Origin of the sequence: Amycolatopsis acidicola (genome assembly GCF_007713735.2) — a bacterium.
Taxonomy (GTDB): Bacteria; Actinomycetota; Actinomycetes; order Mycobacteriales; family Pseudonocardiaceae; genus Amycolatopsis_E; species Amycolatopsis_E acidicola.
In genome coordinates this window covers 13,966-37,813 of sequence record NZ_VMNW02000020.1, presented here as the reverse complement: position 1 = coordinate 37,813, position 23,848 = coordinate 13,966, and the positions used below count along the sequence as shown (strand labels likewise).

Here is a 23,848-nt window from a genome sequence, read left to right as displayed (position 1 = left end):
TCGAGGAAACGGAGTAGTCAGTGCGCAGTAAGATCAATCCGCCGCCCGAGAAGCGGGACCTGGATCTCGGCTTCGAGACCGGTTTCGGTATCGAATTCGCCGTCAGCGGTAAGACGACGGGCTCGAAGAAGATCGTGATGGGCTACACCCTGATGCCGCCGGGTGCGCGGAACCAGGCGCACGTCCACAACAACGTCGAAGTCATCTGGCACCTTCTCTCGGGCCACAACACCCACCTGTCGGGTTCCGAGGAGACGAACGACTTCAAGTCGACCGACTGCGACCCCGGCACCTTCGGGTACGTCGGCAAGGGCGAGATCCACGTCGGAATCAACCGGAGTGACACCGAGCCCGGCGAAGTCATCTTCTGCTACGCGGGGACCAACGAAAAGGAAGGCGCGGGGACGGTCTGGGTCGACCCGCCGTCGGTCGTCGTCGAGCACCTCGCCGCGCGGGGGCTGACGCTGGACGAGCTCGACCTCGAGACCCGCACCTGAGAGGAATGGACAGTGGGACTGACCAAGGTCATCGACCGGACCAACACCGACAAGACGGACAGCTACTGGCCCGGCTTCCACTCCGAGATCATCTGCTCGGCAGGGGAATGCGAGTCACAGGAGCTCTTCTACGTCGACGCGACCGCGGACCCGGGCGCCACGACGGAGCTGCACGCGCATGACACCGAGATCGCGTTCTTCGTCTCGCGTGGCACGGTTCTGGCCGTGCTGGTCTCCGAGGACGGCCAGGAATCGGAAGGCCACCTCTGCCCGCGCGGTACCAGCGGCTACATCTCGCCGGGCGAGGGCTTCCTGCTCTCCAACATCGGCGACGAGGAGGCGGAGCTGCTGATGGCGCATTACGGCGCGAACAGCAAGGAGACCGCGAAGGGGCGCGTCATGGACGTGCCGGAGCAAGCCCGGAAGATTCTCGCCGAGCACGGCGTGAAGTAGCCGGCGGACAGGGCGTTCGGTCCGGCCCCGGGAAGGGGCCGGACCGAACGCCCTTGCCAGTGCCTTTCTTTTTCTGCCTTTCTTTTTCCGCGCGGCGCGATCAGCCGCGGTTCGCCCCTTTTTTTCCCATGAGGAGATGTATTGAAGGCGCCCTTGCGTAGCGGACCGATCAGGCCGAACATCATTTTGGTCATCTGTTGCGCAAGCGTCGTCCTCGTCGGAATAGACAGCACCATCGTGAACGTCGCGCTGCCGCGGATCGGTTCCGAGCTGGGATCCGGCGTCACCGGTCTGCAGTGGATCGTCGACGCGTACACGCTGGTCGTCGCCAGCTTGCTGATCGTGTCCGGCGGACTCGGTGACCGTCTGGGCCGCAGGGGGGTCTTCGAGTTCGGGCTGGCGGCGTTCGGTATCGGTTCGTTCCTGTGCAGTCTGGCGGCGAACGCTTCCTGGCTGATCGCCTTCAGGAGTCTCCAGGCGATCGGCGGCTCCATGCTGAACCCGCTCGCTCTGGCGATTCTGTCGACGGTGTTCAGCGCGGGGAAGGAGCGCGCGAGGGCCATCGGCGTCTGGGGCGCCACGATGGGTGTCACGCAGGGGCTCGGCCCTTGTGCAGGCGGGCTGCTCACCGACTGCATCGGGTGGCGATCGATCTTCTGGATCAACGTGCCGATCGTGCTGGCCATGATCGTTTCCGGTCGCCGGCACATCCCGGTCATCCCGCGCCGGAGCGACACCACCCTCGATGTCCCTGGCCAGGCTTTGATCCTCGTGACGCTCGGCGCGGCCACGTTCACGATGATCGAGGCGCCGCGGCTGGGGTGGGGCTCGCCGGCCGTGGTGGTCGCCGCTTCACTCGCGGCCGTCGGGCTCTGCGGGCTGGTCGGCTGGGAACGTGTCGCGCGGAATCCGATTCTGGATTACCGGAGGCTGAAGAACCGGGCGGTCGTCGCCGCGCTGGCCGCCGGCGCGCTGGTGTACCTGGTGATGGGCACGATGTTGTTCGTAAACACCCTCTATCTCCAGTACGTGCGGCAGCTGAGCCCCATCGTCGCCGGCCTGTGCATCGTGCCCGCGGCAGTGGCGATGGCACTGGCGTCACCGCTCGCGGCGCGTCTGGCGGAAGCACGGGGGAACGTGCTGCCGCTGGTGCTCACCGGTGTCGGCATCTGCGCCGGTGCCGCGATGCTGACCGGGCTGACTCCGTCGACGCCGCTGGTGTACGTGGCGCTCGCCTACGTGGTCATCACCGGGAGCGTCACGTTTGTGAACCCGCCGATCAGCAACATCGTGCTGGCCGCGTTTCCGCCGGAAGACGCCACTGTCGCGGCAAGCCTCGCGTCGACGTCCAGATCCATCGGCACCTGCCTTGGCGTGGCAGTGGTCGGCTATGTGGTGTCACCTGGCGCGACCAGTGGGGCGGGTACGTGGAGTCAGGCGGACAACGGTATCTGGATCCTCATGATCGGCCTCGGGGCAGTCGTCGTCGGCTGCGGCTGGGCGATGGCCGAGCGGGAGAAGCGCTGGGGACTCAGCCGGCGTTGAGTCGCGCGTCCGTCAGGACGCCGGGCTCGTGGACGCCCGCACGATCAGCTGAACGTCCAAAACCGAGTGGTGCTCCACGGCGCGGCCGTTGATCAGCTCGTGCAGCTTCGTCATCGCCATGCGGCCCATGAGCTTGTCCGGCAGCGAGATCGTCGTCAGGGCCGGGCGCAGGTACTGCGCGATGTCGATGTTGTCGTATCCCACGATCGACAACTGGTCAGGCAGCGACAAACCGAGATCGTGTGCCGCGGCCATGGCACCGGCGGCCATGCGGTCGGTGGCCGCGATCAGCGCGGTGGGCGGGCCGGCGAGCCCGAGTAGCTGCCTGGCGGCGAGATAGCCGCTCTCCGCCAGGTAGTCCCCGCCCACCACCAGCGACTCGTCGACCGGCGCCCCGTTGCTGGTCAGGAAGGCGATGGCACCCTCGGTCCGGTCCGCCGAAGAGCTCGATTCCGGAGGACCGGTGAGGATCCCGATCCGGCGGTGCCCGAGCTGGCGCAGGTGCTCCGCGGCGAGCTTGCCGGCAAGGTGGTTGTTCGACTCCACAGTGGGAAAACGGGTGTCCGTGTAGCGCCCGACGACCACGGCCGGCATGCGCATGTCCGCGATCGCGCGAAGTGATTCTTCGTCGGGGTCGGTACCGCCCGCCGCGAGCACCACCCCGTCGACCCGTTTCGAGGCCAGCGACTTGAGGTAGGTCGCGAGCTTTTCAGGCTGTTCGTCGGTGGTGTGCAGTATCACCGAGTAGGAATGCCGGGAAGCGATTTCTTCGAGGCCTATCATGACCGCCGGGTAGTGCGGGTTCGACAGATCGGGCACGATGACGCCGATATTGTTCGTGCGCTCACTCAGCAGGCTTCGCGCCAGGTCGTTCGGGTAGTAACCCAGCTTGCGCACGGCATCGACCACTCGCTGCCTTGCGGTCGCGGAAACGGGATAGCCGGTTTCGCGGATGACACGGGAGACCGTGGCGGTGGATACGCCGGCCTCACGTGCCACGTCGTGGATCGTAACGCGCTGGTGTGTGAATTGCCGGGACCGGGAAACTCGGTTCTTAGCTGGTTCGTTCACCTGTGTTCCGATTCTTGTTCGTGGTGCCGGCAGTCTAGCGGAACTGGGAGGGCTGTTTGCCCGCCCGGCCGCGAACATCCCCGCCTGTGCACGAAATGATTCCGGGCTTTCCTTGGCAGGTCTCGTCTTTTCGCAGGTCCGTGCCTGCGCTGGGCCGCTTGCCGGGTTCCGGTTCCGGGCCGGGATCGCCGGGCCCTGGACCGGTGCTCTTGCCAGCCGGGGCAGTAAAGCTTTACTGTTGCCAGGGCCCGCAGCACGGGGAGATCCGATCGAGGTGCGGGCCCGTCTGAAGTCCTGGGGGCGCGGTGTTCACCCGCGCCGCAACCCGCACCCGTGTGTGCCGAGTGCCCGGCGTGTGGCAGCGAGGGAGATGTCCTTGAGTGAGAATCGAGTGGTCGACGTCCTGATCGTGGGCTCCGGCCCGGTCGGCTCCACCTTCGCCCGGTGCATCCGCGACGCGCTCCCGGACGCGTCGGTGCTGATGGTGGAGGCGGGGCCGCGGTTGACCAGCCGCGCCGGTGAGAACATCCGCAACCGGTCTCCCGAGGACCGGGCGCACCTGGTCGCCGAACTGCGCCGACTCGTGAGCTATCCGGCGTCCGAGGGCGCGGTCGAGCCTCGTCCTGGCACTTTCCTCGTGGCGGACGGGGGCCGCGCCGTGGATCCGCATGACGGCATGCCGGCGGCGGCGATGGCTGCCAACGTCGGGGGTATGGGCAGCCACTGGACCTGCGCGTGCCCGCGTCCGAGCGGGCGTGAGCGAGTCCCGATGATCGCCGGCAGCGTGCTGGACGAAGCGCTCACCCGTGCCGAGAGCCTGCTGGGTGTCACGCAGTCCGGATTCGCGGAGAACGACACGACGCGCTCGGTTGCCCAGGTGCTCGCCGAGGTCTACGAAACAGGGCATGACGGCGCGCGACCGGTACAGCCGATGCCGTTGGCCTGTGCCGCGCAGTCCGCGGGTCTGCCGCGATGGGCCGGTGCGGATGCCATCCTGGACGACCTGGCGGACGGCTCGCGGCCGAACTTCGAGCTCCGGGACAGCACGGTCTGCACGAAGCTCGTCCGCGACGGGGCCCGGGTCACGGGGGCGGTGCTGTCCGACGTCCGCACGGGGGACAGCACCGGGGTGTCGGCTTCGTTCGTGGTCGTCGCCTGCGACGCGCTGCGAACACCCCAGCTCCTGTGGGCGTCCGGAATCCGCCCGCCCGCGCTGGGGCATTACCTGAACGATCAGCCGCAGATCATCAGCTTCCTCGAGCTGGATCCGAGTCGCCTGCCACTGAAGGATTCCAGAGCGGAGTTCGTGACATCGGACGACACGCGCGACCACCTCACGGGTGCGCTCTGGATCCCGCTGGTGGACGACCGGCGGCCCATGCACGGACAGGTCATGCAGATGGAGGCCTCGCCGGTGCCGGTCCCCGGCGGCGCTCAGCCCGCGAACCGTCATCTGGTCTCGCTGGGCTGGTTCCTCCCGAAGGATGTGCGTTTCGAGGACTGCGTGTCCTTTGCCGGCGACGAGCTCGACGCATGGGGCCTGCCGCGGATCCGGATCAGCTACGACCTGACCGAACAAGACAGGCGTCTGGTGGAACTCGCCATCAAGGAGATGCACAGGGGAGCTTCGGCTCTGGGCGACTACATCGAGGACGGGACGCCCAGCCTCCTGCCGAGCGGGAGTTCCCTGCACTACCAGGGAACTACCAGGATGGGCGGCACCGATGACGGTGAGTCCGTTGTGGACACCCGGTCAAGGGTGTGGGGGCTGGACAACCTCTACCTGGGCGGGAACGGCGTCATACCGACAGCGACGGCGTGCAACCCCACCTTGACGTCGGTCGCGCTCGCCACCCTCGCCTCCGACGACCTCGTCGGCCGGCTTGCCCGGCTCCGCGCCGCGGCGCGGAACTAGCCGGGTGTCGTTTTCGTGCGCCGGGCCGTCGGCCGCTAGATGTCCGAGGTGAGATCAAGTGATCTGTTTCTTTCGGCCAGTGGAAGCAATTCTTGACTGTCGGCATCGTGACCACGTAAGCTACCGGCCAGATAGTAAAGCTTTACTATCGCGCGGATGCCCTACCGGGATCACGGCGCGGCCAGTGAATTTCAGGGTAAGGCCCCTTGCGGCCGAGTGCGGCCGGAGATCAGGAGCGATCGATGATGATCGATACGGGACGTGAGTCGGCCGGTACCCCTTACTTTGGCCACGGGCGACGGTTTCGGGCGGTGCGTCGGCCGGTTGTCCGGGTGAGCGGGCTTCCGCCCGGCTGAGGCGGTCGCCCGGACTCTCTGCTTAGTCGTCGCCCGCGGTGGCGGAGCGACGTCGAGCGCACCGGAAAACGGTGCCGGCGTAAGAGACTTTCCCCAGCAGATCTAAGGCCTCATTGTCGCGACCCTTGGAGAAATCTGTGACCAATCCAGGAAACCAGCAGGCGACCCTCGAACGGAGGGTGCCCGCGGGTTCGGCAGGGTTCGCCGGACCGCCGGTCCGAGGCGGGCGCGGGCCAGGGCGCCTGCGCCGCCTGATGCGGATCGACGGCCGGCTGTCGCTGGTCGGCGTGTTCGTCACGTTGGGACTGCTCCTGATCGCCATCCAGCTCGTGATGCTGGTGGTGTCGGCGACCAACGACATCTCCCTCTTCGATGGCTACCAGGCCGGGCTCCGGAACTTCTCCGAGGTCTTCCGCAACCCGGTTTTCTGGCCCACGATCAGGAACACGCTGGTGCTGGGCCTGGGCAGCGTGGCCATCATGCTGCTGCTCGCGGTGCCGTTCGCGTGGATGTACGCCCGCACGAACCTTCGTGGCCGCGGCCTGCTGCTCGTACTGCTCACCGTGCAGATCGCGATGCCGGGGTTCCTGGTGGCGATCGGCTACACGTTCTGGCTGAGCCCGACCAACGGAATGGCGAACCTGCTGCTCCATGACTGGCTGGGCATCGAGAACCTGCCGTTCGACGTCTATTCCATGTTCTGGCTCATTTTCCTGCAAGGCATGGTGCTGACCACTCCGGCGTTCTTCATGCTGGTGCCGAGTTTCGAGGCGATGGACGGGCGGCTCGAGGAAGCGTCGCTGGTGAGTGGGGTGAGCCGGCTGACGACCACGCTGCGCATCAGCATCCCGCTGGTCGGTCCGGCCATCATCGCCACCGGGATCTTCTATTTCATCGTCGCGATCGAGATGTTCGACTTCGGCGCCGTGCTGGGGCTGCCGGTCCAGCGGCTGCTGCTCTCGACCTGGATGTACCAGCTCGTCCAGCCCGCCACCGGAAGTCCCCAGTACGGCCAGGCCTCGGCGCTCGGCGTGCTGGCCGTCGTGGTCATCGCGATCCTCATGATCGGCTACCTCTACGCGATGCGCCGGGCGCGCCGGAACATCCTGGTGACGGGCAAGCCGAGTGGCGCGGCCAGGGCGAAGCTGAGCCGGAAGGCCCAGGTTGCCTGCTGGGTCTACATCGGCGTCTATATCGTCATGGGCGTTGTGCTGCCTGTGCTTTCGCTGTTGTGGTCCTCGGTACTGCCGTTCTTCAGAACGCCTTCCAGCGCGGCGTTCGAGACCGCCAACCTCGATGCGTACGGCACTGCCTTCGAAGAGATGGCGCCGGTGTTCCGGAACACCGCGGTGGTCGTCATCGCCGTGCCGACGCTGGTCGTGCTGATCTCGGCCTGCACGGCGTGGGTCTCCACCCGCACTAAGTCGCGTGCGGCGAAGTATCTCGACGGCGGGATCATGGTGTCGGTCGCCATTCCCTCGATCGTCGGTGCGGTGGCTTTCCTCTACCTGGGATTGTCGGTTTACCAGTCGTTCCCGATCTACAGCACGATCTGGATACTGGTGCTGGCGATGCTGGCGCGGCAGATTCCGTGGGCCAACAGGACGATCTCGTCTTCGATGATCCAGATCGCCCCCGAGCTGGAAGAGGTCGCTTCGACAGCGGGGGTGTCGCGGGGCCGCACGCTGACCGGGGTGATCACTCCCATCGTCCGGTCGTCGCTGCTGTTCTCGTGGTTCTGGATCGCGCTGCTGGCTTTGCGGGAGCTCACCGTTCCCGCCTTGCTCAGCACGGACGGTACGCAGGTCCTTTCCACGATCGTGCTCAAGTTCACCGACGCGGGCCAGCGCACCCTGGCATCGGCCATCGGCGTGATCCTCCTCATCGCGATCGCCATCGTGGTCTGCGTGTTCCAGCTGCTGATGCGCCGCATGGATCGCAGGTCCACCTGACAAGAAGGACTGCCGCGCGAACACGTGGCCGCACGCCAGTGCAACGAAGCAACTGAGCAGACGACTCCGAGGTGACCAAAGATGACCACTCCGATGATCCAGATCGATGCCCTGACGAAGTCTTTCCAGGTCCGCGGCCGGAAGGCGGCGGGAACGCCGGTCGACGCGATGCGCGATGTATCCCTTTCGGTCGACGCCGGGCAGTTCTTCGTGCTTCTCGGTGCTTCGGGTTCGGGAAAGACCACGACTCTGCGGTGCGTCGCGGGTCTCGAAACGCCTACGGGCGGCGAGATCCGCATCGGCGGAGTGCCGGTCTTCGGCAACGAGGGCCGCAAGAACGTCCCGCCGCAGCAGCGGCCGATCGCCATGGTTTTCCAGTCGTACGCGTTGTGGCCGCATCTGGACGTCCGGGGCAACATCGCGTTCGCGTTGCGGCGTGGTGCCCGGCGGCCGAAGCGGGCCGAGGTAGCCGAGCGGGTGGACCGGGTGATCGAGCTGCTCAACCTCCAGGAGCAGGCGGCGAGGTCCGTCGCGATGCTCTCCGGTGGACAGCAGCAACGGGTCGCGCTCGCTCGCGCGCTGGCGCTCGAACCCCAGGTCCTGCTGATGGACGAGCCACTGTCCAATCTGGACATGAAGCTGCGCGCCCGGCTCCGGGTCGAGCTCAAGCGGATCACCCGCGAGCTGGGAATCACGACGTTGTACGTCACCCACGACCAGGCCGAGGCGCTCACGATGGCCGATCGCGTCGCGGTGATGGACCACGGCCAGGTCGTCCAGTCCGGCCGCCCGACCGAGATCTACGGAGAACCCGAGACCGCGTTCGTCGGGCAGTTCCTCGGCGACATGTGCTTGCTTGACGCGAAGGTGAGCGGGGACGACGCGGGTGGGACACCGGGTACCGCCTCGACCGGCATCGGGGAGATCGAGCTCGGAACGAAGGCGGCGGGCAAGGCCGGTGACCGCCTGTCGCTCGGGATCCGGCCGGAGGACGTGGGGCTCGCGTCAGGCCCGGGGCCGAACTGTTTCGAAGGGAAGCTGGGCGCGCGGTCCTATCTCGGTGAGACGACCGTCTGGGAAGTACATCTCCAGGACGTGAAGATCACCGCGAGGTGGCCGGGGACCACAGCGCTGTCCGAAGGGCAGCCGGTGTGGGTGCAGCTCCCCGCGGAGCGGCTGCACCTCTTCCCGGCGGCGTGACCGGATGACGCGCAAGTCCGCCGGTGACGGGACCGCGGGGAACGAGGCAAGGATGAGCATGCAGGAATCCGTTGGTGCGGAACAGCTCGACGAGTGGATGAAGTCGCTCTCGAACTGGGGACGCTGGGGAGCCGCCGATGAGCGGGGCACGCTCAACCACCTCACGGACGAGCGCCGCAAGGCGGCGAGCGAACTCGTGCGGGACGGCGTGCCGGTCGGGTGTTCCAGGCTGATCGACTACGGAATGGCCGAGGACAAACAGAAACCGGCCGACCACTACATGGTCGCCAGCGGAGATGTCTTCCGCCAGGGCGAAGGCCCGGCTCTCCAGACGGCCGCGGACTACTTCGGTCTCGTGTTCCACGGCAACGGGGTCACTCACGTCGACGGCCTTTCCCATTTCTTCTGGGACGGGCGGATGTACAACGGGTTCGAGTCTGCTGCCGTGAGCCAGCCCCTCGGCGCGACGAAGCACAGTGTCGACGTGGCGAGTGCGGGGATCGTGGGCCGGGGCGTCTTGGTCGACGTGCCCCGGATCAGGGGCGTGGACTACGTGTCCCGTCAGGACGGTGTCCGTCCTGACGATATCGCGCGTGCCGAACAGGAATGCGGGTTCGAGGTGGCTCCCGGCGACATCCTGCTGATTCGTACAGGACAGCTCGCGCAGCGCAAGATGAGCGGCCCCGTGAACCCGATCCGGGAGGGCTGTGCGGGACCTGATCCCAGTCTCCTGCCGCTCCTGCATGAGCGGTCGGTCTCCGTCCTCGCCGGCGATGGTCCCAACGAGAGCTATCCGGCCGCGAACCCGAAGTACAGCGCGCCCATTCACCAGATCGGGATCGTCGCCATGGGCCTGTGGCTGCTCGACCATGTCGATATGGAGGACCTCGCTGCGCACTGTGCCTCGGTGGGGCGCTGGACCTTCCTGTTCGTCATCGCCCCACTCCGGATCTCGCACGGCACCGGATCACCGGTGAACCCGATCGCACTCTTCTGAACAGGACAGCCAACGTTGACGTCGAGAAGGGAAACGGGTCGATGAGCTCTCTCCGGACCCGGCTACTGGTCGCCGCGGTCATGATGGTACTGCCGGTGAGCCTGCTGAGCGCCTGCGGAAAGGCAGGCGGCTCGGGCGTGGACCTCAACAGCCTTGTGGCACAGGCGAAAACCGAGGGGGACGCGGCTAGAGCCACGTTCACCCCAGCAATGAAGGAGGCCATCGCCGCGGCGGAAGCGGAGGGTTCCGTCAGCTTGATGTCCGGTTCGGCTCAGTACACCCAAGCCGAGCAGAAGGTGCTGGCCGAGGCGCTCAACGCGTATTTCGGGACGCACCTGTCGGTCGCGACGAACTCGATCGGCTCGGCGTCGGTCGCCTACCAGCAGGTGCTGCAGAGCTTCAAGGCCGGCGCGAGTCCCCAGGTCGACCTTTGGGTGAGCTCGCTGGACTACAACGTCCTGCTCGGTCAGCAGCACGCGCTCGAAGCCGTCGACTGGGCGGCGCTCGGTGCGAAGGACAGCGATGTGCTGACCTTCGAGGGAACGAGTTCGCTGTATATCCAGGACTACATCCGCGGTCTCTACTACAACACCAACGCGATCGATGAAGCCAGTGCGCCGACCACCTGGGACGGATTGCTCGCGCCGCAGTACAAAGGCAAGATCTGCACGGCGGCGGTGCCGTCGATCTTCCCGACGATCGGCCTGGTGATCGGTCATCCGGAGGCGCTGTCCCTGGTGACCAAGCTGGTCAATGACCAGGGGATGAAGCTGCTCCCGAGCCTCAGCCAGGTCCAGCAGGCCGTCGCGGACGGTCAGTGCTGGATCGGCTTCGGGGGCGGGACCGAGCCGCTCAGCAGCCAGGGCGCGCCCCTCGCCGACGCGCCCCTCAAGATCGGTGCCATTCCGGCCGGTGCGGTCGTCATGAAGAACGCGCCGCATGCCGCCGCGGCGAAGTTGCTTTCGTACTTCCTGAGTGAGACGAACGCGGGAGGCTTGATCGGTTACAACATCCTGGGCTGGATGAAGCACACCCAGCCCGGAACAGAGATCTACGACGTGGCGCACAAGGGCGGTGTCGCCGTGGCGCCGCTGGATTTCCAGCAAACGGTCGTGCCGGCGTGGTCGCCGAAGTTCGCGAAGGTGCTCGGCGTCGGCTAGCACGGACAAGTCGTCAGTTTTTCGGTGGAGGAAGGGTTTCGCCATGGATGAAAGGAATTCCGAATCGATGGAGGGCTACTCGGAGTCGCAGCAGTGGGTCTACGACTGGGTCATCAAGCAGACCGGCCGGACACACGTGCTCGAGTACGACGACCGGGTTCTTCCGCCGGATGTGAAGACCTTCGCGATGATCCCGCGCGCGATGCAGCGGGCAGGCGGTCACTACGAGGCCGTCGCCGCGGCAGCGGAAGCCGCGGGCAGCCGCCTCACCGCTCGTGACCTCTACCTGAAGGCCCTGAACCGCTATCACGTCGGCCAGCACGCGATCTTCGAGGACGACAACGCGGACAAGATCTTCCTGTACGAGCGCCTGACGCATTGTTTCGACAGGGTGCTGGAGCTCAGTGACGGTCTCGTCGAACGCGTGGAGATCCCCTGGGGAGACAAGCACATCCAGGGTGTCTTCCACCGCGCGCCGGGCGTCGGCAAGGCGCCGACGGTGCTGGCCATCCCGGGGCTCGACATGATCAAGGAGGAGTTCGCCGACCCGTCGCGGAACTACTTCACCGACCGCGGGATGAACCTGCTCGTCATCGACGGTCCGGGCCAGGGCATCAGCAACCTCAGGAAGATCCGGGTCACCGAGGACAATTTCGAGCGTGCGGGCAGCGCGGCCGTCACGTACCTGACCGGGCGGCCTGACGTGATCCCGGACCGGATCGGCTTCGCGGGCGTGAGCATGGGCACGCACTGGGGCCTGCGGTTGATGGCGTTCGACCAGCGGATCATCGCCGGCGCGGCCGGCGTGTGCGCCACCTCCCGGCGGAGCCGCGACATCTTCGAGTCCGGTGCTCCCCGGCACAAGCGCCTGTTCATGTACATCACCGGGTGCAAGACCGAAGCGGAGTTCCGCGAGTTGTCGGCGAAGTGGAACCTCGCCGGGGTCGCGGAGAAGATCGTCAACCCGCTGCTCATGATCGCCGGCGAATTCGATTCGACGACCCCGCTGAAGGACACGCTCGACACCTTCGAACACGTCGCCGGCCCGAAGGAGCTGTGGGTGCTCGAGGACGACTTCCACGGCGGTGTCCGCGAGGGAGTGGCAGGCCTCGGCGGGCTCGGGCAGATGCAGTACCTGGCGGACTGGCTGCGGGCGGCCTTCGACGGGCGGGCCCCGGCCGGAAAGGTCATGCGCTCGATTCCGAAGTCCTCCGGTGTCGGGCCGTTCGGGCACGAGGCCACCGACTTCTCGCTGGCGTCCCGGCAACCCAGCTGAACGAACGGCCGGACCGGCGCACCTCCCGCGCGAAGCCACCCTGGACTGGTTGGAGTTGAGACATGATCACGGCCGCTATCGTGGGACTCGGCTGGTGGGGCGCCACCATCGCGTCCGACCTCGCGACGAGCGACAAGATCCGCCCGGTGCTGGGTGTGGATCCTGACCCGGCGCGACGCGAGTCCGCCCATGAACAGGCCGGCATCGAAACGACGGCGTCGTTCGACGACGCCCTCGCCTCCCCGTCGGTCGACGCCGTCGTGCTCTGTTCGCCGCACTGGTTCCACACGGATCAGATCGTCGCGGCCGCGAAGGCAGGGAAGCACGTCTTCTGTGAAAAGCCGTTCGCCACGTCCTCAGCCGGGGCGCGGGACGCGCTCGCGGCCGTGGAGGCGGCCGGAGTCCAGGTAGGCATCGGCCACGAACGGCGGTTCGAACCCGCCGTCGAGGAGCTTCAGCGGCTGGTCCGGGACGGGGAACTCGGCACCCCGCTGGTTTTCGAAGGGAACTTCAGTCAGGACAAGTTCCTGGCGCTGCCACCGGACAACTGGCGGCTGTCCGCGGAACTGTCGCCGGCCGGACCACTTTCGGCCACCGGGATCCACATGGTGGACCTGGCCATCAGCGTGCTCGGCCGGCCGGTCGAGGTGTGGGCGAGGCTCGGTACGCTCGCCACGTCGTTCGCGAACGGGGACACGCTGTCGATCACGCTCGCGTTCGAGTCCGGTGCCACGGCGACGATCACCGCTGTTCTGACGACGCCGTTCATCGGGCGGGTGTGCGTTCTCGGTTCCCAGGGCTGGGCCGAAATCCGCGACCGGAGTCATCCGGAGAAGTCGGAAGGCTGGGACGTCGTGGTGTCCCGGCGGGGGGAGGAAAACGAAAAGCACGCTTTCCCGGCGTTCTCGGGGGTGCGTGCCAACCTCGAGCGGTTCGCCGGGGCTGCGGAAGGCGCGGATCCGTACCCGGTGACGCCGGCCGAGATCCAGCTGAATGCCGACACGTTCGAGGCGATCGTGCGTTCGGCGAGCAGCGGCCGGGTCGAGCGCGTGTAGCCGGATGACTGAAGTGGATCGCACTGTCGCGGATGGACAGGCCGCCGCAGGCTTTCAGAGCGACATCCCCCTGAAGCTGCCGCAGTGGGCGGTGGCGGCCGTGTCGCGACAGCCAGTGACGCCCCTGCGGGACCTTGTCGTCGACCGGTGCGTGCGGTCGGTCTTCCCGGCGTGGCGATCCGATCCGGTGTTCCTGGAATCGCTGACCCACAGCGTCGAGGAAAACGTCGGGGCCTTGCGGGAGGTCCTGGTGGGCGCGCTCGCGATCGGCGAGGTGCCGCTCGCCCACCGGATGCGCTTCAGCTCCCTCGAAGCCGAAGCGCGTGTCAGCCAAGCGGAGATGCAGCGTTCGTACCGGCTCAGCCACTTCCTGCAGTGGCAGGAGTGGTCGAAGGTGGTCGCCGCGGCGGGCGTGCGGGCGGGAGCGGACACGGCCGAGTCCGTTCTCGCCCAGCAATCCGTGGCGGCCGTGGTGCACGCGTACTCGGATGCGGTGGTTTCCCGGGTATCGCGGACTTTCGCGGACTCGGAGGCCGCACTGAACCGGTCGCGGGCGCACATCCGGCAGCGCCTCGTGCGGGACCTCCTTGCCTGCCACGGCGACGGCTTCTCCGCGGAGGACCTGGCGACGTTGGACTACCCGCCCGAGGCATGGCATCTCGCTGTGTTGCTCCCTGATGTTCCCGCCGCACAGGCGAACCAGGTGGCGGCGACCCTGCGATCGGCGGTACACCAGCAATATTCGCTGGTCTACGCGCCACGTCTCGATACCTCGGTCGTCTGGCTCGGTGCGAGCCGGGCGTGGACCGACGCCCGGATACGGCAGGCCGTCCGCGCGCTGCGAACCGCGGGCCTGACCGCCGTCGTCAGCGACACCGCGGCCGGAACGGCCGGGTTCGCCCGGGTGTTCGAGCAGGTCCAGCAGGTCGACGCGGCACGGCCCAGTGCAGCGGACGGTGATGCCTCGTCGGTGGTGCGCTACGCCGATTACCGGCTGGAGATCCTGTTGCTGCGAGACGAGCTTCTCGCGGCGGAGTTCGTGGCCCGGGAACTCGGCCCGCTCGCGGACGAGACGTCCGAAGCGGAGAAGCTGCGCGCCACTGTCGAAGCTTCGTTCCGGCTCGGCAGCCACGTTGCCGCCGCGGAAAAACTGGGCCTGCACGAGCACACGGTGCGGAACCGGCTTCGCCGCGTGGAGGAGCTCGTCGGGCCTGTGCAGGAGAGACAGACCGAAATCCAGGTGGCGCTCCGGCTTCGCAAGCTACTCCGAAAGCGGCAAAGCGAATGACGTGAGACGTCATCTCCGGCCTCTGCATTTCGTCCGGTACGCCACTGCCGGAAGGCGATTCCGCTGGAAAACTCGATGACCAAGAAGCACGAGGAGACAAGGAACTCTGATGAAACTCGGCTACTTCGCGATGCCGGTGCACCCGCTCGGCCGGACCTGGCGTGAGACCCTCGCCGAAGACAGGGCCGCGGTGATCCTCGCCGACCAGCTGGGTTACCACGACGCCTTCATCGGGGAACACCTGACGGATGTCCACGAGAACGTGACCAACAGCATGATCTTCCTGGCCACGCTCATCGCGGAGACCCGGCAGATCAAGCTCGGTACGGGGACGACGAACCTGTCCCACCAGCACCCGGTGCTCGTCGCGGCGAACGCTGCGATGTTCGACCACCTTTCCGGCGGGCGGTTCATCCTCGGCGTGAGCCCGGGCGCCCTGAAAACCGACGCGGAGGTGCTGGGAATCCTCGACGAGGACCGGAACAAGCTCTTCGCGGAGGCGATCGAGGTCATCACCGCCTTGTGGCAGTCCGAATCACCGTACGACCTGGACGTCCCGGGTAATCGCTTCAAGGTGTCCACCCGTCGCACCCGCGATCTCAGCCTCGGAGTCGGCGTCTTGCCGAAGCCCCTGCAGTCGCCGCGGCCGGAGATCGTCGGAACCGTCGTCGCGCCGTTCTCCAAGGGCGTGATCGCGATGGGACGGCAGGACTTCCACCCGTTGTCGGCGAACTTCCTGCTGCCGCAATGGGTCGCCACCCACTGGCCGAACTACGCGCAGGGACGGGAGAGCGTCCGGAAGCAGGCGGACCCCGCGGACTGGCGCGTCGCCCGCACCATCTTCGTCGCGGACTCCCACGAGGAAGCCGAACGGTACGGAAAGCGGGCCGCCGACAGCCCCTACCGTTTCTACTACTCGCAGATGCTGGCGAAGATGCGGATGCTGGGACGGCTCGAGCTTTTCAAGACCAGCCGGGACCAGGCCGACGACGAGGTCACGCTCGACAAAGTCCTGGACGACCTGGTCCTCGCCGGCACGCCCGACGAGGTCGCCGAACAGATCCTCGCGCTCCGGGAACGGATCGGTGACTTCGGCGAGCTGGTCTACGCCGGCATGGACTGGGCCGACCAACGGCTCGGGCGTCGTTCGATGGAGCTGATGGCCGAGAAGGTCATGCCTGCCGTCAACGCCGCGATCTCGCCGGCGGCGGCAGGGTGACCCCGGGGCCGCAGCGGCTGCCCCTGCCGCCGGAGGAGGCGTGGTCGGACGAGCAACACCAGGCCGCGCAACGGATCGTCTCGGGGCCACGGGGCGAGTTGTACGGGCCGTTCGTGCCGCTGATGCACAGCCCCGAGTTCATGACCCGGCTTCAGCTGGTCGGCGAACACCTTCGATTCGGGAAGGCACTCGACGACGACCTGTTCGAGCTCACGATCCTGATCGTGGCGCGGCACTGGGATCAGGGGTTCGAGTGGGGATTCCACCGGCCGCTGGCCAACCGGGCCGGCGTACCGGAAGCCGTGGTCGAGGATGTCGCCCAGTGCCGGCGTCCCAGCGGTGGCAGACCAGGACTGGCCGAAGTCTGGGACGCGGTGCACACGCTCCTGCACCGTGGATCGCTGACAGACGAGCTCTACGACCGGCTTTCCGGCCTGGGACCGAAGGCGATCGTCGAACTGGTGGGGACAGTCGGCTACTACACGACTCTCGCGCTGATGATGAATGTCGCCCGGACGCCGCCTCCCGACGGAGCGCCGGCTTTGCCACCACTCGGTGGCCGGGCAGCCGTGCGTGGCGGCGAACCCGGATCCGCTCGGTAGCAAGGAGGATGCTCGATGACATCGGCAACCAGTCCGCATTCCGGCGTCGATGGCCGTCACTTCCGGCACGTCGTCGGTCATCTGGCCAGTGGCGTCACGATCGTCACGACGGCGGAGGACGAGATCACGTACGGGATGACCGCCAGTTCGGTGACCTCGCTGTCGGCGGATCCGGCCACGATGCTCGCCTGCCTGAACAACTCGGGGCCCACCGCCGCCGCCGTAGCTCGATCCGGCCGCTACGCGGTGAACGTCCTTGGCGAGGCGAACGGAACCCTCGCCACGCGCTTCGCCACACCGCACGACGACAAGTTCGCCGGGGTGCCGCTGCTCGACAGCGTGCTGGGAGTGCCTCTGCTCGCGGATGCACTGGCGCACCTGGAATGCGAGGTCGTCGAACGGATCATGGCAGGCACACACTCCATCTTCGTCGGCAGGGTCGTCGCGGCGACCGCCTATTCCGGGCGGCCGCTGACCTACTTCCGTGGCGGGTTCGGCCGCTTCGCGCTGGCCCAGGAGGATGCCGCGTACCGGACGGTCCGCGACCTGGTGCTCAAGCGCGCGTTCGCCCCGGGGAGTGTCATCACTGTCGTCGATCTGGCCGACGGGATCGAGATCGAGCCTTCGTCGGCGTTCTACGCGTTGACCCGGCTGGAGGCCGATGGGCTTGTCACGCGTGAAGCCGATCGCGGCTACGTGGTGACCGCCTTCGACGCGCGCACCTCGGACACGACTTTCGATGCGCGGCTGGTCATCGAACTCGGTGTCATCGAGCAGGTGGTCGGTGAACTCGGTGCCAGGGAAAAGAACAAGTTCCGGCAGCGGTTCGACGCCATGGCCGAGTTCCTGCGCGACGACCGGTTCGTCGACTTCGACGCCTACCTCGATGCCAACTACCGTTTCCACGAAACACTGGTGGACTTCGCCGGAAGCCGGGTCCTCACCACGATGTTCGAGGGGCTGGCGATCAAACAGGTGATGACGCGCAGTTTCGGCGCGACACAGGAGTCCTCGCAGAGGTTTCTCCAGGAGCAGCAACGGATCGTGGAAGCGTTCGAGGCCGGGGACAAAGCTGGTGCGCGGGATGCGGCTCGTGCCTACAACACCCTGGCGAAGGACCGTGCCAGGGAGGTCTTGGCGATGCACGGCGGAGTTCTTTGACTCGTCTGGCCATTGTGGACTTCAACATTCTTCGGGAAGCGGATAACCGCCGCCAGAACTGGATAGAACAGGCGGGACTTCGACCCTAGGGTCGAAGAGAACCTCAGCCGGAACCCAGTGTGGAGTGCGCATGGTCGATCTGCCGGAGGCAAGGCTCGCCGACCACCGCGGGCCGGTTCGCCCGGAGGTCCTCATCGTCGGCAGCGGTCCGATCGGCTCGGCCTTCGCGCGGGTTGTCGCGGATCTGCGTCCGGCAACGGAAATCCTGATGGTCGACGCCGGGCCCGTGGTGACGACGCCGCCTGGGATGCACGTGAAGAACATCCCCGGCGAACGGGAGCGCCTGGTGGCTCAGGTCCGCTCACAGGGGCCGTCCTGGTCAGAGGCCGATATCGCCCGGGCGGCCGCCCTGATCGGCAAGCCCCCGTCAGGTGCCGACCCGCGACCGGGTACCGGGTACCTGGATCCTGAAGCCGCGGCGGTCGCCGACCCCCGGTTCGCCGTCGCTGCGGCCCTCTCCACGGTCGTCGGGGGAATGGGGGCGCACTGGACGTGCGCATGCCCGTATCCGGCAGGCCGGGAGCTGCCGCCGTTCGTGCCCGGCAAGGAGTGGGAGCCGGCGCTGCACCGGGCCCGTGAACTGCTGGCCGTGACCCAGGAGGCGTTTCCGCCCACCCTGCAAGGGGAAGCGGTCCGGCGCGCCCTCTCCGGCGAGTTCGACGCCGGGTTGCCGGACGGGCGCAAGGTTCAGCCGATGCCGCTTGCCTGCACCGTTTTGCCCGGCGGTGCTCGGCGATGGACCGGTGCGGACACCGTGCTCGGCACGCTGCCCACCGATCCGGCGGCGTCGTTCACATTGCTTCCCGAGACACTCTGCCGCGGTCTCGTCGTGGAGGAGGGACGGGTCCGGTACGCCGTTCTCGAGGACCGGGCGACGGGAGGCCGGTGGACCGTCTCGCCCGATCTCGTGCTGGTGGCGGCCGACGGGCTCCGGACACCACAGCTGTTGTGGGCCTCGGGAATCCGCCCGAAGGCGCTCGGGCACTACCTCAACGACCACATCCAGGTCATGGCCGGCGTTCAGCTCGACCCTGCTTTGGTGTCCGCCGTCGCGGCGGAACGCTCGCTGAACGGACATCCCGGTGGTCGGCAGACCGAGGACGCCCTCGTCGGGGTGCACTGGATTCCCTACTCCGACGAGCATCCTTTCCATGGCCAGCTCATGCACCTCGACCTCTCACCGATGCCGCTGGGGGAGGGGCCGGTCCGGGATCAGCGACATGTCATCGGGATGGGGCACTTCGTCCCGAAGGACATCCGGTTCGACGACCGGCTGGTTTTTTCCGAAGCCGAGACCGACGAATACGGGATGCCGCGGATCCGATGGCGGTACGAGCTCACCGAAGCCGACTTGGCCGGCATCGAAGGGGCGAAACACTTACAGGGCCGTGTCGCGCGGGCCTTGGGCGGGTTCGCCGCGGGACGCGAGCCGAGCCTGATGCCGAACGGGTCTTCGCTGCACTACCAAGGCACTTACCGGATGGGGGCCCGGGACGACGGTGCGTCGGTCTGCGACCGGCACGCCAGGGTCTGGGGCCTCGAAAACCTTTTCCTCGGCGGGAACGGCTTGATTCCCACAGCCACCGCGGGCAACCCCACCCTCACGAGCGTCGCGCACGCGGTCCGCACGGCACGGGCCGCCGTGGACCGGCTGGCCGCGGCGCGGCCGATGACCGTGGACGGCTGACGGACGCCCGGCAGGTGAGTCGATCGACGAAAGGCGAGTGATTCCCATCAACGAGAAGTATCTTCTGGAAACTCAGGGCCTGCGCAACGTGACCGCCGACGGGAAGGTCATCGGTTTCGAGGTCAGGATCAGAATCGGCTACTACCGCGGCGTCTCTCTCGCCATTGTCAGCGACCTGGAGCTGGCGGTCGACGGGGAGGCTTTCCGCGACGGGCAGCTCCTTTTCGGCGTCGGCGGCCGGCAGTACACGATGTCCGAGATGGCCGCCGAAGAAAGCGCGCGCTGGGAATTCGATGAGCCGGCCCTGCTGACCGTGCTCAAACCGGGCGGCCTGACGCCGGGAGCGCATGAGATCACCATCCGGCAGGCCATCTTGCCGTCCTACATGCCTGGCAACGGTTTCGTCAGCGTCGCGACGCGGACGATGACGCTGTGCCAGGACCGGCCCACCGGCTCGGCGATCGGTCTCGGGGTGAGCCTTTACAGCTATCAGGAGGAATACTTCACCGGAGCGATGTCGCTCGAGGACTGTGTCGCCGAGGTGGCCGCGATCGGGGCCCGCGGCGTGCAGCTGCTGCCGGAACAGATGATGCCGGGTTACCCCGACCCGCCCGCGTCCTGGGTGGACGCCTGGCACGCACTCATGGAACGTCATGGCACCCGCCCGACCGTCATGGACACCTTTGTGGACGTGTCCCTTGGTGGCCACCGCGTGATGCGGCGGGACGAGGCGGTCGACCACCTCGTCATCCAGATGAAACTGGCGAAGCGCCTCGGATTCACCATGATCAGGCCCACTACGGGCCCGGTGGCGGACGCGGCGCCCGAGCTGATCGCCGCGTCGCTGCCCTTCGCCGAGGAACTCGGCATCTTGGTCGCCCCGGAGATCCACGCGCCCGTCCGGCTGGACGGACCGCTCGTCACGTCCTACCTCGAGTTGATCGCGGCTTCGGGCACGAAGCATCTGGGCTTCACATTGGACCTGGGGGTCTTCTGCACCAGGATGCCCCCGGCCATGCTCGGTCTGGCCCGGCGGCAGGGCGTCGAGCCTGAGCTCGTCGAGTTCGTGGCGCGGGCATTCGAGCAAGGGCAGGCGCCGGAGGAAATCGCCGAACGGGTGCAGGAGAAGGGCGGCGGTGAGGCGGCGCGCGCGCTCGCGATGCGCACGGCGGCGTTCGGCCCGCCGAGCAACAAACCCGAGGCACTGGCCAACGTCGTTCCGCACGTGATGAACGTGCACGCGAAGTTCTACGAAGTCACGCGGGAAGGTGTCGAGGAGAGCGTCCCGTACGGCCCGGTCATCGATGCTTTGGTGGCCGGCGGGTACACCGGCTCGCTCGACAGCGAATACGAAGGACAGCGTTTGACCCAGGATGCCTTCGACACCGACAGCTGTGAGCAGGTGCGGCGACACCATTTGCTGATGCGCGACAGTTTGCGGCGCGCGGTCGGCACGCCGTGAGCGTCGGCCGCCGCTGGGGGTGACGGTGCCCCGTTCATCATGTGATGAACGGGGCACCGTCGGTTTGCCCGCGGTTGAACCCGGGAAAGCTACAGAACCGCACGGGACTCGATGAGGTCCAGCTGCTCCATGATCGCGCCGGGTCGTTTGCGCCCCATGAGCCGCTGCAGCAGCGGCGTGTGGTCGAGAACGAGGTCCCGGAGCGGGCGCAGCGGCGCGGGTACGTGGTGGAAAAGCCGGCCATTGCGGTACGCGAGTTCTGTCTGCCAAGAGGTATGAGTCTTACGAGGGTCCTCGTAGGCCCGCAAGGCTGTTTCGACCTGAGTGGCGTCGGTCAGGTCACGGTGGGCGAGGGCGCGCCCCAGGAAGTAGCCGTCCTCGATGCTCATCCCCGCCCCGTAAGCGGCGTACGGAGAGGTCGGGTGGGCCGCGTCGCCGGCCAAGGTGATGCGGCCCCGGGACCATTGCGGGATCGGCGGCCGGTCGCGGATCATCCAGGTCTGCACGCAGTCCGGATCCGTGGCAGCGACGAGCTTCGGCATCGGACCGGGAAAGTTCCGGACCAGTTTCGCCGCGTGCGCCGGGAGATCGGACGGGGCCGGAGCATCGGCCGGGTAGGCACCCAGCACCCACCACTGGAAGCCGTCGCGGCCCTTGTGCCGGATGGAAGTGTGCGACCCCTGGGACTTCCTGTCGAACATGATGACAGCCTGGCCTGGCACGGCACCGGTGTCCCGCGCGAAGGTGTAGCCACCGACGAGCCGCAGATTGTGTTCCCGCGGCGGCCCGTCGTTCCAGAGACTCCGTCTGACCGTGGAGTTGATGCCGTCCGCACCGACGAGGACGTCGAATCGCCCGGTGGCTCCGTCCTGGAAATGCAAGGTGACCTTTTCCGCGTCCTGGTCGACGCGGGTGACCTCTCGGCCGGTCTCGAGAACACCGGATGGCAATGCCGCCAGCATCCGCTCGTACAGTTCCGGGCGCAGCAAACCGATGAACGTGCCGCCGAACTCGCGCTCGATCGGACCGGGGAGCGCGACCTTCGCCCGGAGATGGCCGCGTGCCGAGCGCAGTTCCTGCCGACACGGCGCGCCCAGGTCTTCCGTGTCCACGCCGAGGATGCCGAGTGCCTTCAACGGCGGCGGCCAGAGGTTGAGGATGTTTCCGGCCGGCCTGGCCTCCGGGTAGCGCTCGAAAAGCGTGACGTCGTGTCCTGCTTGGACAATCGACATCGCCGCGGCCATGCCTGCCGGTCCACAGCCCAGCACGGCGACGTTCCCGGGAGACGAGGGTGATGTCACAACGGCTCCAGACTTGGCGTCGGACAACGGCGGACGCCGCGGACATTACGAGCGGGCCGGGCGCCGCGCTATCCCGATCGCGCGGCGCCGGCCGGATCTCGCAGCCGTTGCGCTGGAACCTTTTCCTTGCCGTGCGCGGTTACTCGCCGACCGTGCTTCCGGAGTTGCGTGCTTCGAGTGCCTTGGTGATTCCAGGGAGGTCCTTTTCCAGCCGGTAGAAGGAAAGGGCGGCGATCTGCAGTGCCGCCAGCACGACCGGAAGGCAGATGAACAATGCCGCGATCCCGCCCGACACCGCGCTGCTCTCGCTTTCGGCGGAGTAGCCGATACCGCTCAGTCCCCAGGCCAGTGCCGCACCACCGACCGCGGCCCCGACCTTGGTGGAGAAGCTGTATCCGGAGTACAGCAGCCCTTCGTTGCGCCGGCCGGTCTTGAAGTCCTGGTACTCGACGCTGTCGGAAACCAGTGCCGGCAGCGCGACGAAGCCGATCCCGCCGAACAGGCTTGCGACGAAGAAGACTCCCACGAACGCCAGCAGGTTGTGGACCAGCAGCGCGAGCACGAGCGTCAGGACGACGTACACCACGAGGGAGAGGATGAGACCTTGTCGCTGACCGAAGATCCGGGTGATCACCGGTGCGACGAAGGAAGACAGCAACCCCGAGACCGAGAAGGCGAGCAGGATGAGGCCCACGGTGTCAGGGCTGTCGAAGACGTGGGCCGCCACGTAGATCGCGCCGCCGGTGACGACGCCGAGCCGCGCGAACTGGGTGAGCGAGGCGAGGAACACCGCGACCCAATGCCGGTTCCGGACCAGCGCCTTGAGGTCGGCGAGGAGTGAACCCCTGGCACGCGTCGCCTGTTCGACGGGGATCCGCTCCTTGGTCAGCTTGACCACGATCCAGAAGAAGACCATGCCCAGCGCACTGTAGAGCGCGACGGTGAGGAACCATCCCCGTTGCTGATCGCCGCCGCCCAGGAGCCGCACGAGTGGGGTGGTGGCTATCGAGACGATCAGCAACCCGCCCGTGGCACCCACGTTGCGGAAGCTCGCCAGCGCCATCCTCGTTTTCGAGTCGCGGGTGACCATCGCCATCAGCGCGCCATAGGGAACGTTGACAGCGGAGTAGGCGATGCCGACGAGGATGAAGGTGAGGTAGGCCCAGACGAGGTCGAACGTCCCGTGGGTCCCCGGGGTCCAGAAGGTGAAGAGCGTCAGGATCGCGAGAACGGGTGAGCCGAAGAGCAAATAGGGTTTGGCCCGCCCGAACCGGGTGTTGGTGCGATCCAGCAGAACGCCGACGAGCGGGTCGATCACGGCGTCGAAAATCCTTGCCAGCAGGAGAAGTGTCCCGGCGGCGGCAGCGGAGATGAGCGCGACGTCGGTGTAGAAGTAGAGCAGGTAGCTCCCGACCGTCGACCAGGTGAGGTTCGACGCGAGGTCGCCGATCGTGAATCCGATTCTCTCGGAAACCGGGACGGTTCGCTTCGGGCCGGGCCGGCCGTTCTTGTCGGTCAAGGTGCCGGATGTATCCCGTGCTGCACTCGTCATTGAGACTCCAGTCAGGGTGGGCAGGTGCTGCCCTGGATT

General features: G+C 67.0%; 19 protein-coding genes. 16 read left to right on the top strand and 3 right to left on the bottom strand.

Features of this window, described 5'->3' with window-relative positions:
• The first annotated feature begins 20 nt into the window (after positions 1–20).
• The 3 genes from FPZ12_RS16275 to FPZ12_RS16265 all read left to right on the top strand — a co-directional run bounded on the left by FPZ12_RS16275 (position 21) and on the right by FPZ12_RS16265 (position 2,495).
• Positions 21–497 (top strand): cupin domain-containing protein, encoded by a 477-nt coding sequence (locus tag FPZ12_RS16275; RefSeq protein WP_144748057.1) that lies wholly within the window; start codon positions 21–23, stop codon positions 495–497.
• Positions 498–509: 12 nt separating this feature from the next.
• Entirely contained in the window at positions 510–950 is a 441-nt protein-coding gene (locus tag FPZ12_RS16270; RefSeq protein WP_150980350.1) for a cupin domain-containing protein, read from the top strand.
• A 141-nt stretch (positions 951–1,091) separates the two neighbouring features.
• Positions 1,092–2,495, top strand: coding sequence for an MFS transporter (locus FPZ12_RS16265; RefSeq protein ID WP_144752360.1), 1,404 nt, complete (start codon positions 1,092–1,094; stop codon positions 2,493–2,495).
• A 12-nt stretch (positions 2,496–2,507) separates the two neighbouring features.
• Here the strand turns inward: FPZ12_RS16265 and FPZ12_RS16260 are convergent, their stop codons facing one another.
• Complete coding sequence (locus tag FPZ12_RS16260) at positions 2,508–3,494, bottom strand: LacI family DNA-binding transcriptional regulator (protein ID WP_166462773.1); 987 nt, start codon at positions 3,492–3,494, stop codon at positions 2,508–2,510.
• A gap of 448 nt (positions 3,495–3,942) precedes the next feature.
• Between FPZ12_RS16260 and FPZ12_RS16255 the strand changes: the two genes are divergently transcribed.
• The 13 genes from FPZ12_RS16255 (at position 3,943) to FPZ12_RS16195 (ending at position 20,956) form a co-directional block, all read left to right on the top strand.
• Positions 3,943–5,481, top strand: a complete 1,539-nt coding sequence (locus FPZ12_RS16255; protein WP_166462772.1) for a GMC oxidoreductase — start codon at positions 3,943–3,945, stop codon at positions 5,479–5,481.
• Positions 5,482–5,974: 493 nt separating this feature from the next.
• Entirely contained in the window at positions 5,975–7,789 is a 1,815-nt protein-coding gene (locus FPZ12_RS16250; protein WP_144752370.1) for an ABC transporter permease, read from the top strand.
• An 81-nt stretch (positions 7,790–7,870) separates the two neighbouring features.
• Positions 7,871–8,989 (top strand): ABC transporter ATP-binding protein, encoded by a 1,119-nt coding sequence (locus FPZ12_RS16245; protein WP_144752373.1) that lies wholly within the window; start codon positions 7,871–7,873, stop codon positions 8,987–8,989.
• A gap of 52 nt (positions 8,990–9,041) precedes the next feature.
• Entirely contained in the window at positions 9,042–9,986 is a 945-nt protein-coding gene (locus FPZ12_RS16240; protein ID WP_166462771.1) for a cyclase family protein, read from the top strand.
• A 95-nt stretch (positions 9,987–10,081) separates the two neighbouring features.
• Positions 10,082–11,146, top strand: a complete 1,065-nt coding sequence (locus FPZ12_RS16235; RefSeq protein ID WP_166462770.1) for an ABC transporter substrate-binding protein — start codon at positions 10,082–10,084, stop codon at positions 11,144–11,146.
• A gap of 43 nt (positions 11,147–11,189) precedes the next feature.
• A complete protein-coding gene (locus FPZ12_RS16230; protein ID WP_144752382.1) occupies positions 11,190–12,422 on the top strand; it encodes an alpha/beta hydrolase in 1,233 nt (410 codons plus the stop codon).
• Positions 12,423–12,484: 62 nt separating this feature from the next.
• Positions 12,485–13,477 carry a Gfo/Idh/MocA family protein gene (locus FPZ12_RS16225; RefSeq protein ID WP_144752385.1) on the top strand — a complete coding sequence of 331 codons (993 nt, stop codon included), beginning with the start codon at positions 12,485–12,487 and terminating at the stop codon, positions 13,475–13,477.
• A 100-nt stretch (positions 13,478–13,577) separates the two neighbouring features.
• A complete protein-coding gene (locus tag FPZ12_RS16220; protein ID WP_166462769.1) occupies positions 13,578–14,765 on the top strand; it encodes a PucR family transcriptional regulator in 1,188 nt (395 codons plus the stop codon).
• 109 nt (positions 14,766–14,874) lie between these two features.
• Positions 14,875–15,984, top strand: a complete 1,110-nt coding sequence (locus FPZ12_RS16215; RefSeq protein WP_144752391.1) for an LLM class flavin-dependent oxidoreductase — start codon at positions 14,875–14,877, stop codon at positions 15,982–15,984.
• Positions 15,981–16,586, top strand: a complete 606-nt coding sequence (locus FPZ12_RS16210; protein WP_144752394.1) for a carboxymuconolactone decarboxylase family protein — start codon at positions 15,981–15,983, stop codon at positions 16,584–16,586. The genes FPZ12_RS16215 and FPZ12_RS16210 overlap by 4 nt, the downstream gene beginning before the upstream one ends.
• A gap of 15 nt (positions 16,587–16,601) precedes the next feature.
• Entirely contained in the window at positions 16,602–17,747 is a 1,146-nt protein-coding gene (locus tag FPZ12_RS16205; protein WP_144752397.1) for a flavin reductase, read from the top strand.
• Between the two features lie 130 nt (positions 17,748–17,877).
• Complete coding sequence (locus FPZ12_RS16200; RefSeq protein WP_144752400.1) at positions 17,878–19,494, top strand: GMC oxidoreductase; 1,617 nt, start codon at positions 17,878–17,880, stop codon at positions 19,492–19,494.
• A 37-nt stretch (positions 19,495–19,531) separates the two neighbouring features.
• Positions 19,532–20,956 (top strand): C-glycoside deglycosidase beta subunit domain-containing protein, encoded by a 1,425-nt coding sequence (locus tag FPZ12_RS16195; protein WP_144752403.1) that lies wholly within the window; start codon positions 19,532–19,534, stop codon positions 20,954–20,956.
• Between the two features lie 89 nt (positions 20,957–21,045).
• Here FPZ12_RS16195 and FPZ12_RS16190 read toward each other — a convergent pair whose 3' ends face one another.
• Together FPZ12_RS16190 and FPZ12_RS16185 are read right to left on the bottom strand one after the other, a co-directional pair.
• A complete protein-coding gene (locus FPZ12_RS16190; RefSeq protein ID WP_243769875.1) occupies positions 21,046–22,257 on the bottom strand; it encodes an FAD-dependent oxidoreductase in 1,212 nt (403 codons plus the stop codon).
• 139 nt (positions 22,258–22,396) lie between these two features.
• The gene (locus FPZ12_RS16185) at positions 22,397–23,809 is read right to left on the bottom strand and encodes an MFS transporter (protein ID WP_144752406.1); all 1,413 of its coding nucleotides are present in this window, start codon (positions 23,807–23,809) and stop codon (positions 22,397–22,399) included.
• Positions 23,810–23,848 lie beyond the last annotated feature (39 nt).

What these genes read in the sequence shown, in the direction of transcription:
- FPZ12_RS16215 (WP_144752391.1), top strand. Translation starts at nt 14,875, where the DNA reads ATGAAACTCGGCTACTTCGCGATGCCGGTGCACCCGCTCGGCCGGACC.
- FPZ12_RS16230 (WP_144752382.1), top strand. Translation starts at nt 11,190, where the DNA reads ATGGATGAAAGGAATTCCGAATCGATGGAGGGCTACTCGGAGTCGCAG.
- FPZ12_RS16205 (WP_144752397.1), top strand. Translation starts at nt 16,602, where the DNA reads ATGACATCGGCAACCAGTCCGCATTCCGGCGTCGATGGCCGTCACTTC.
- FPZ12_RS16245 (WP_144752373.1), top strand. Translation starts at nt 7,871, where the DNA reads ATGACCACTCCGATGATCCAGATCGATGCCCTGACGAAGTCTTTCCAG.
- FPZ12_RS16240 (WP_166462771.1), top strand. Translation starts at nt 9,042, where the DNA reads ATGAGCATGCAGGAATCCGTTGGTGCGGAACAGCTCGACGAGTGGATG.
- FPZ12_RS16185 (WP_144752406.1), bottom strand. Translation starts at nt 23,809, where the DNA reads ATGACGAGTGCAGCACGGGATACATCCGGCACCTTGACCGACAAGAAC.
- FPZ12_RS16225 (WP_144752385.1), top strand. Translation starts at nt 12,485, where the DNA reads ATGATCACGGCCGCTATCGTGGGACTCGGCTGGTGGGGCGCCACCATC.
- FPZ12_RS16200 (WP_144752400.1), top strand. Translation starts at nt 17,878, where the DNA reads ATGGTCGATCTGCCGGAGGCAAGGCTCGCCGACCACCGCGGGCCGGTT.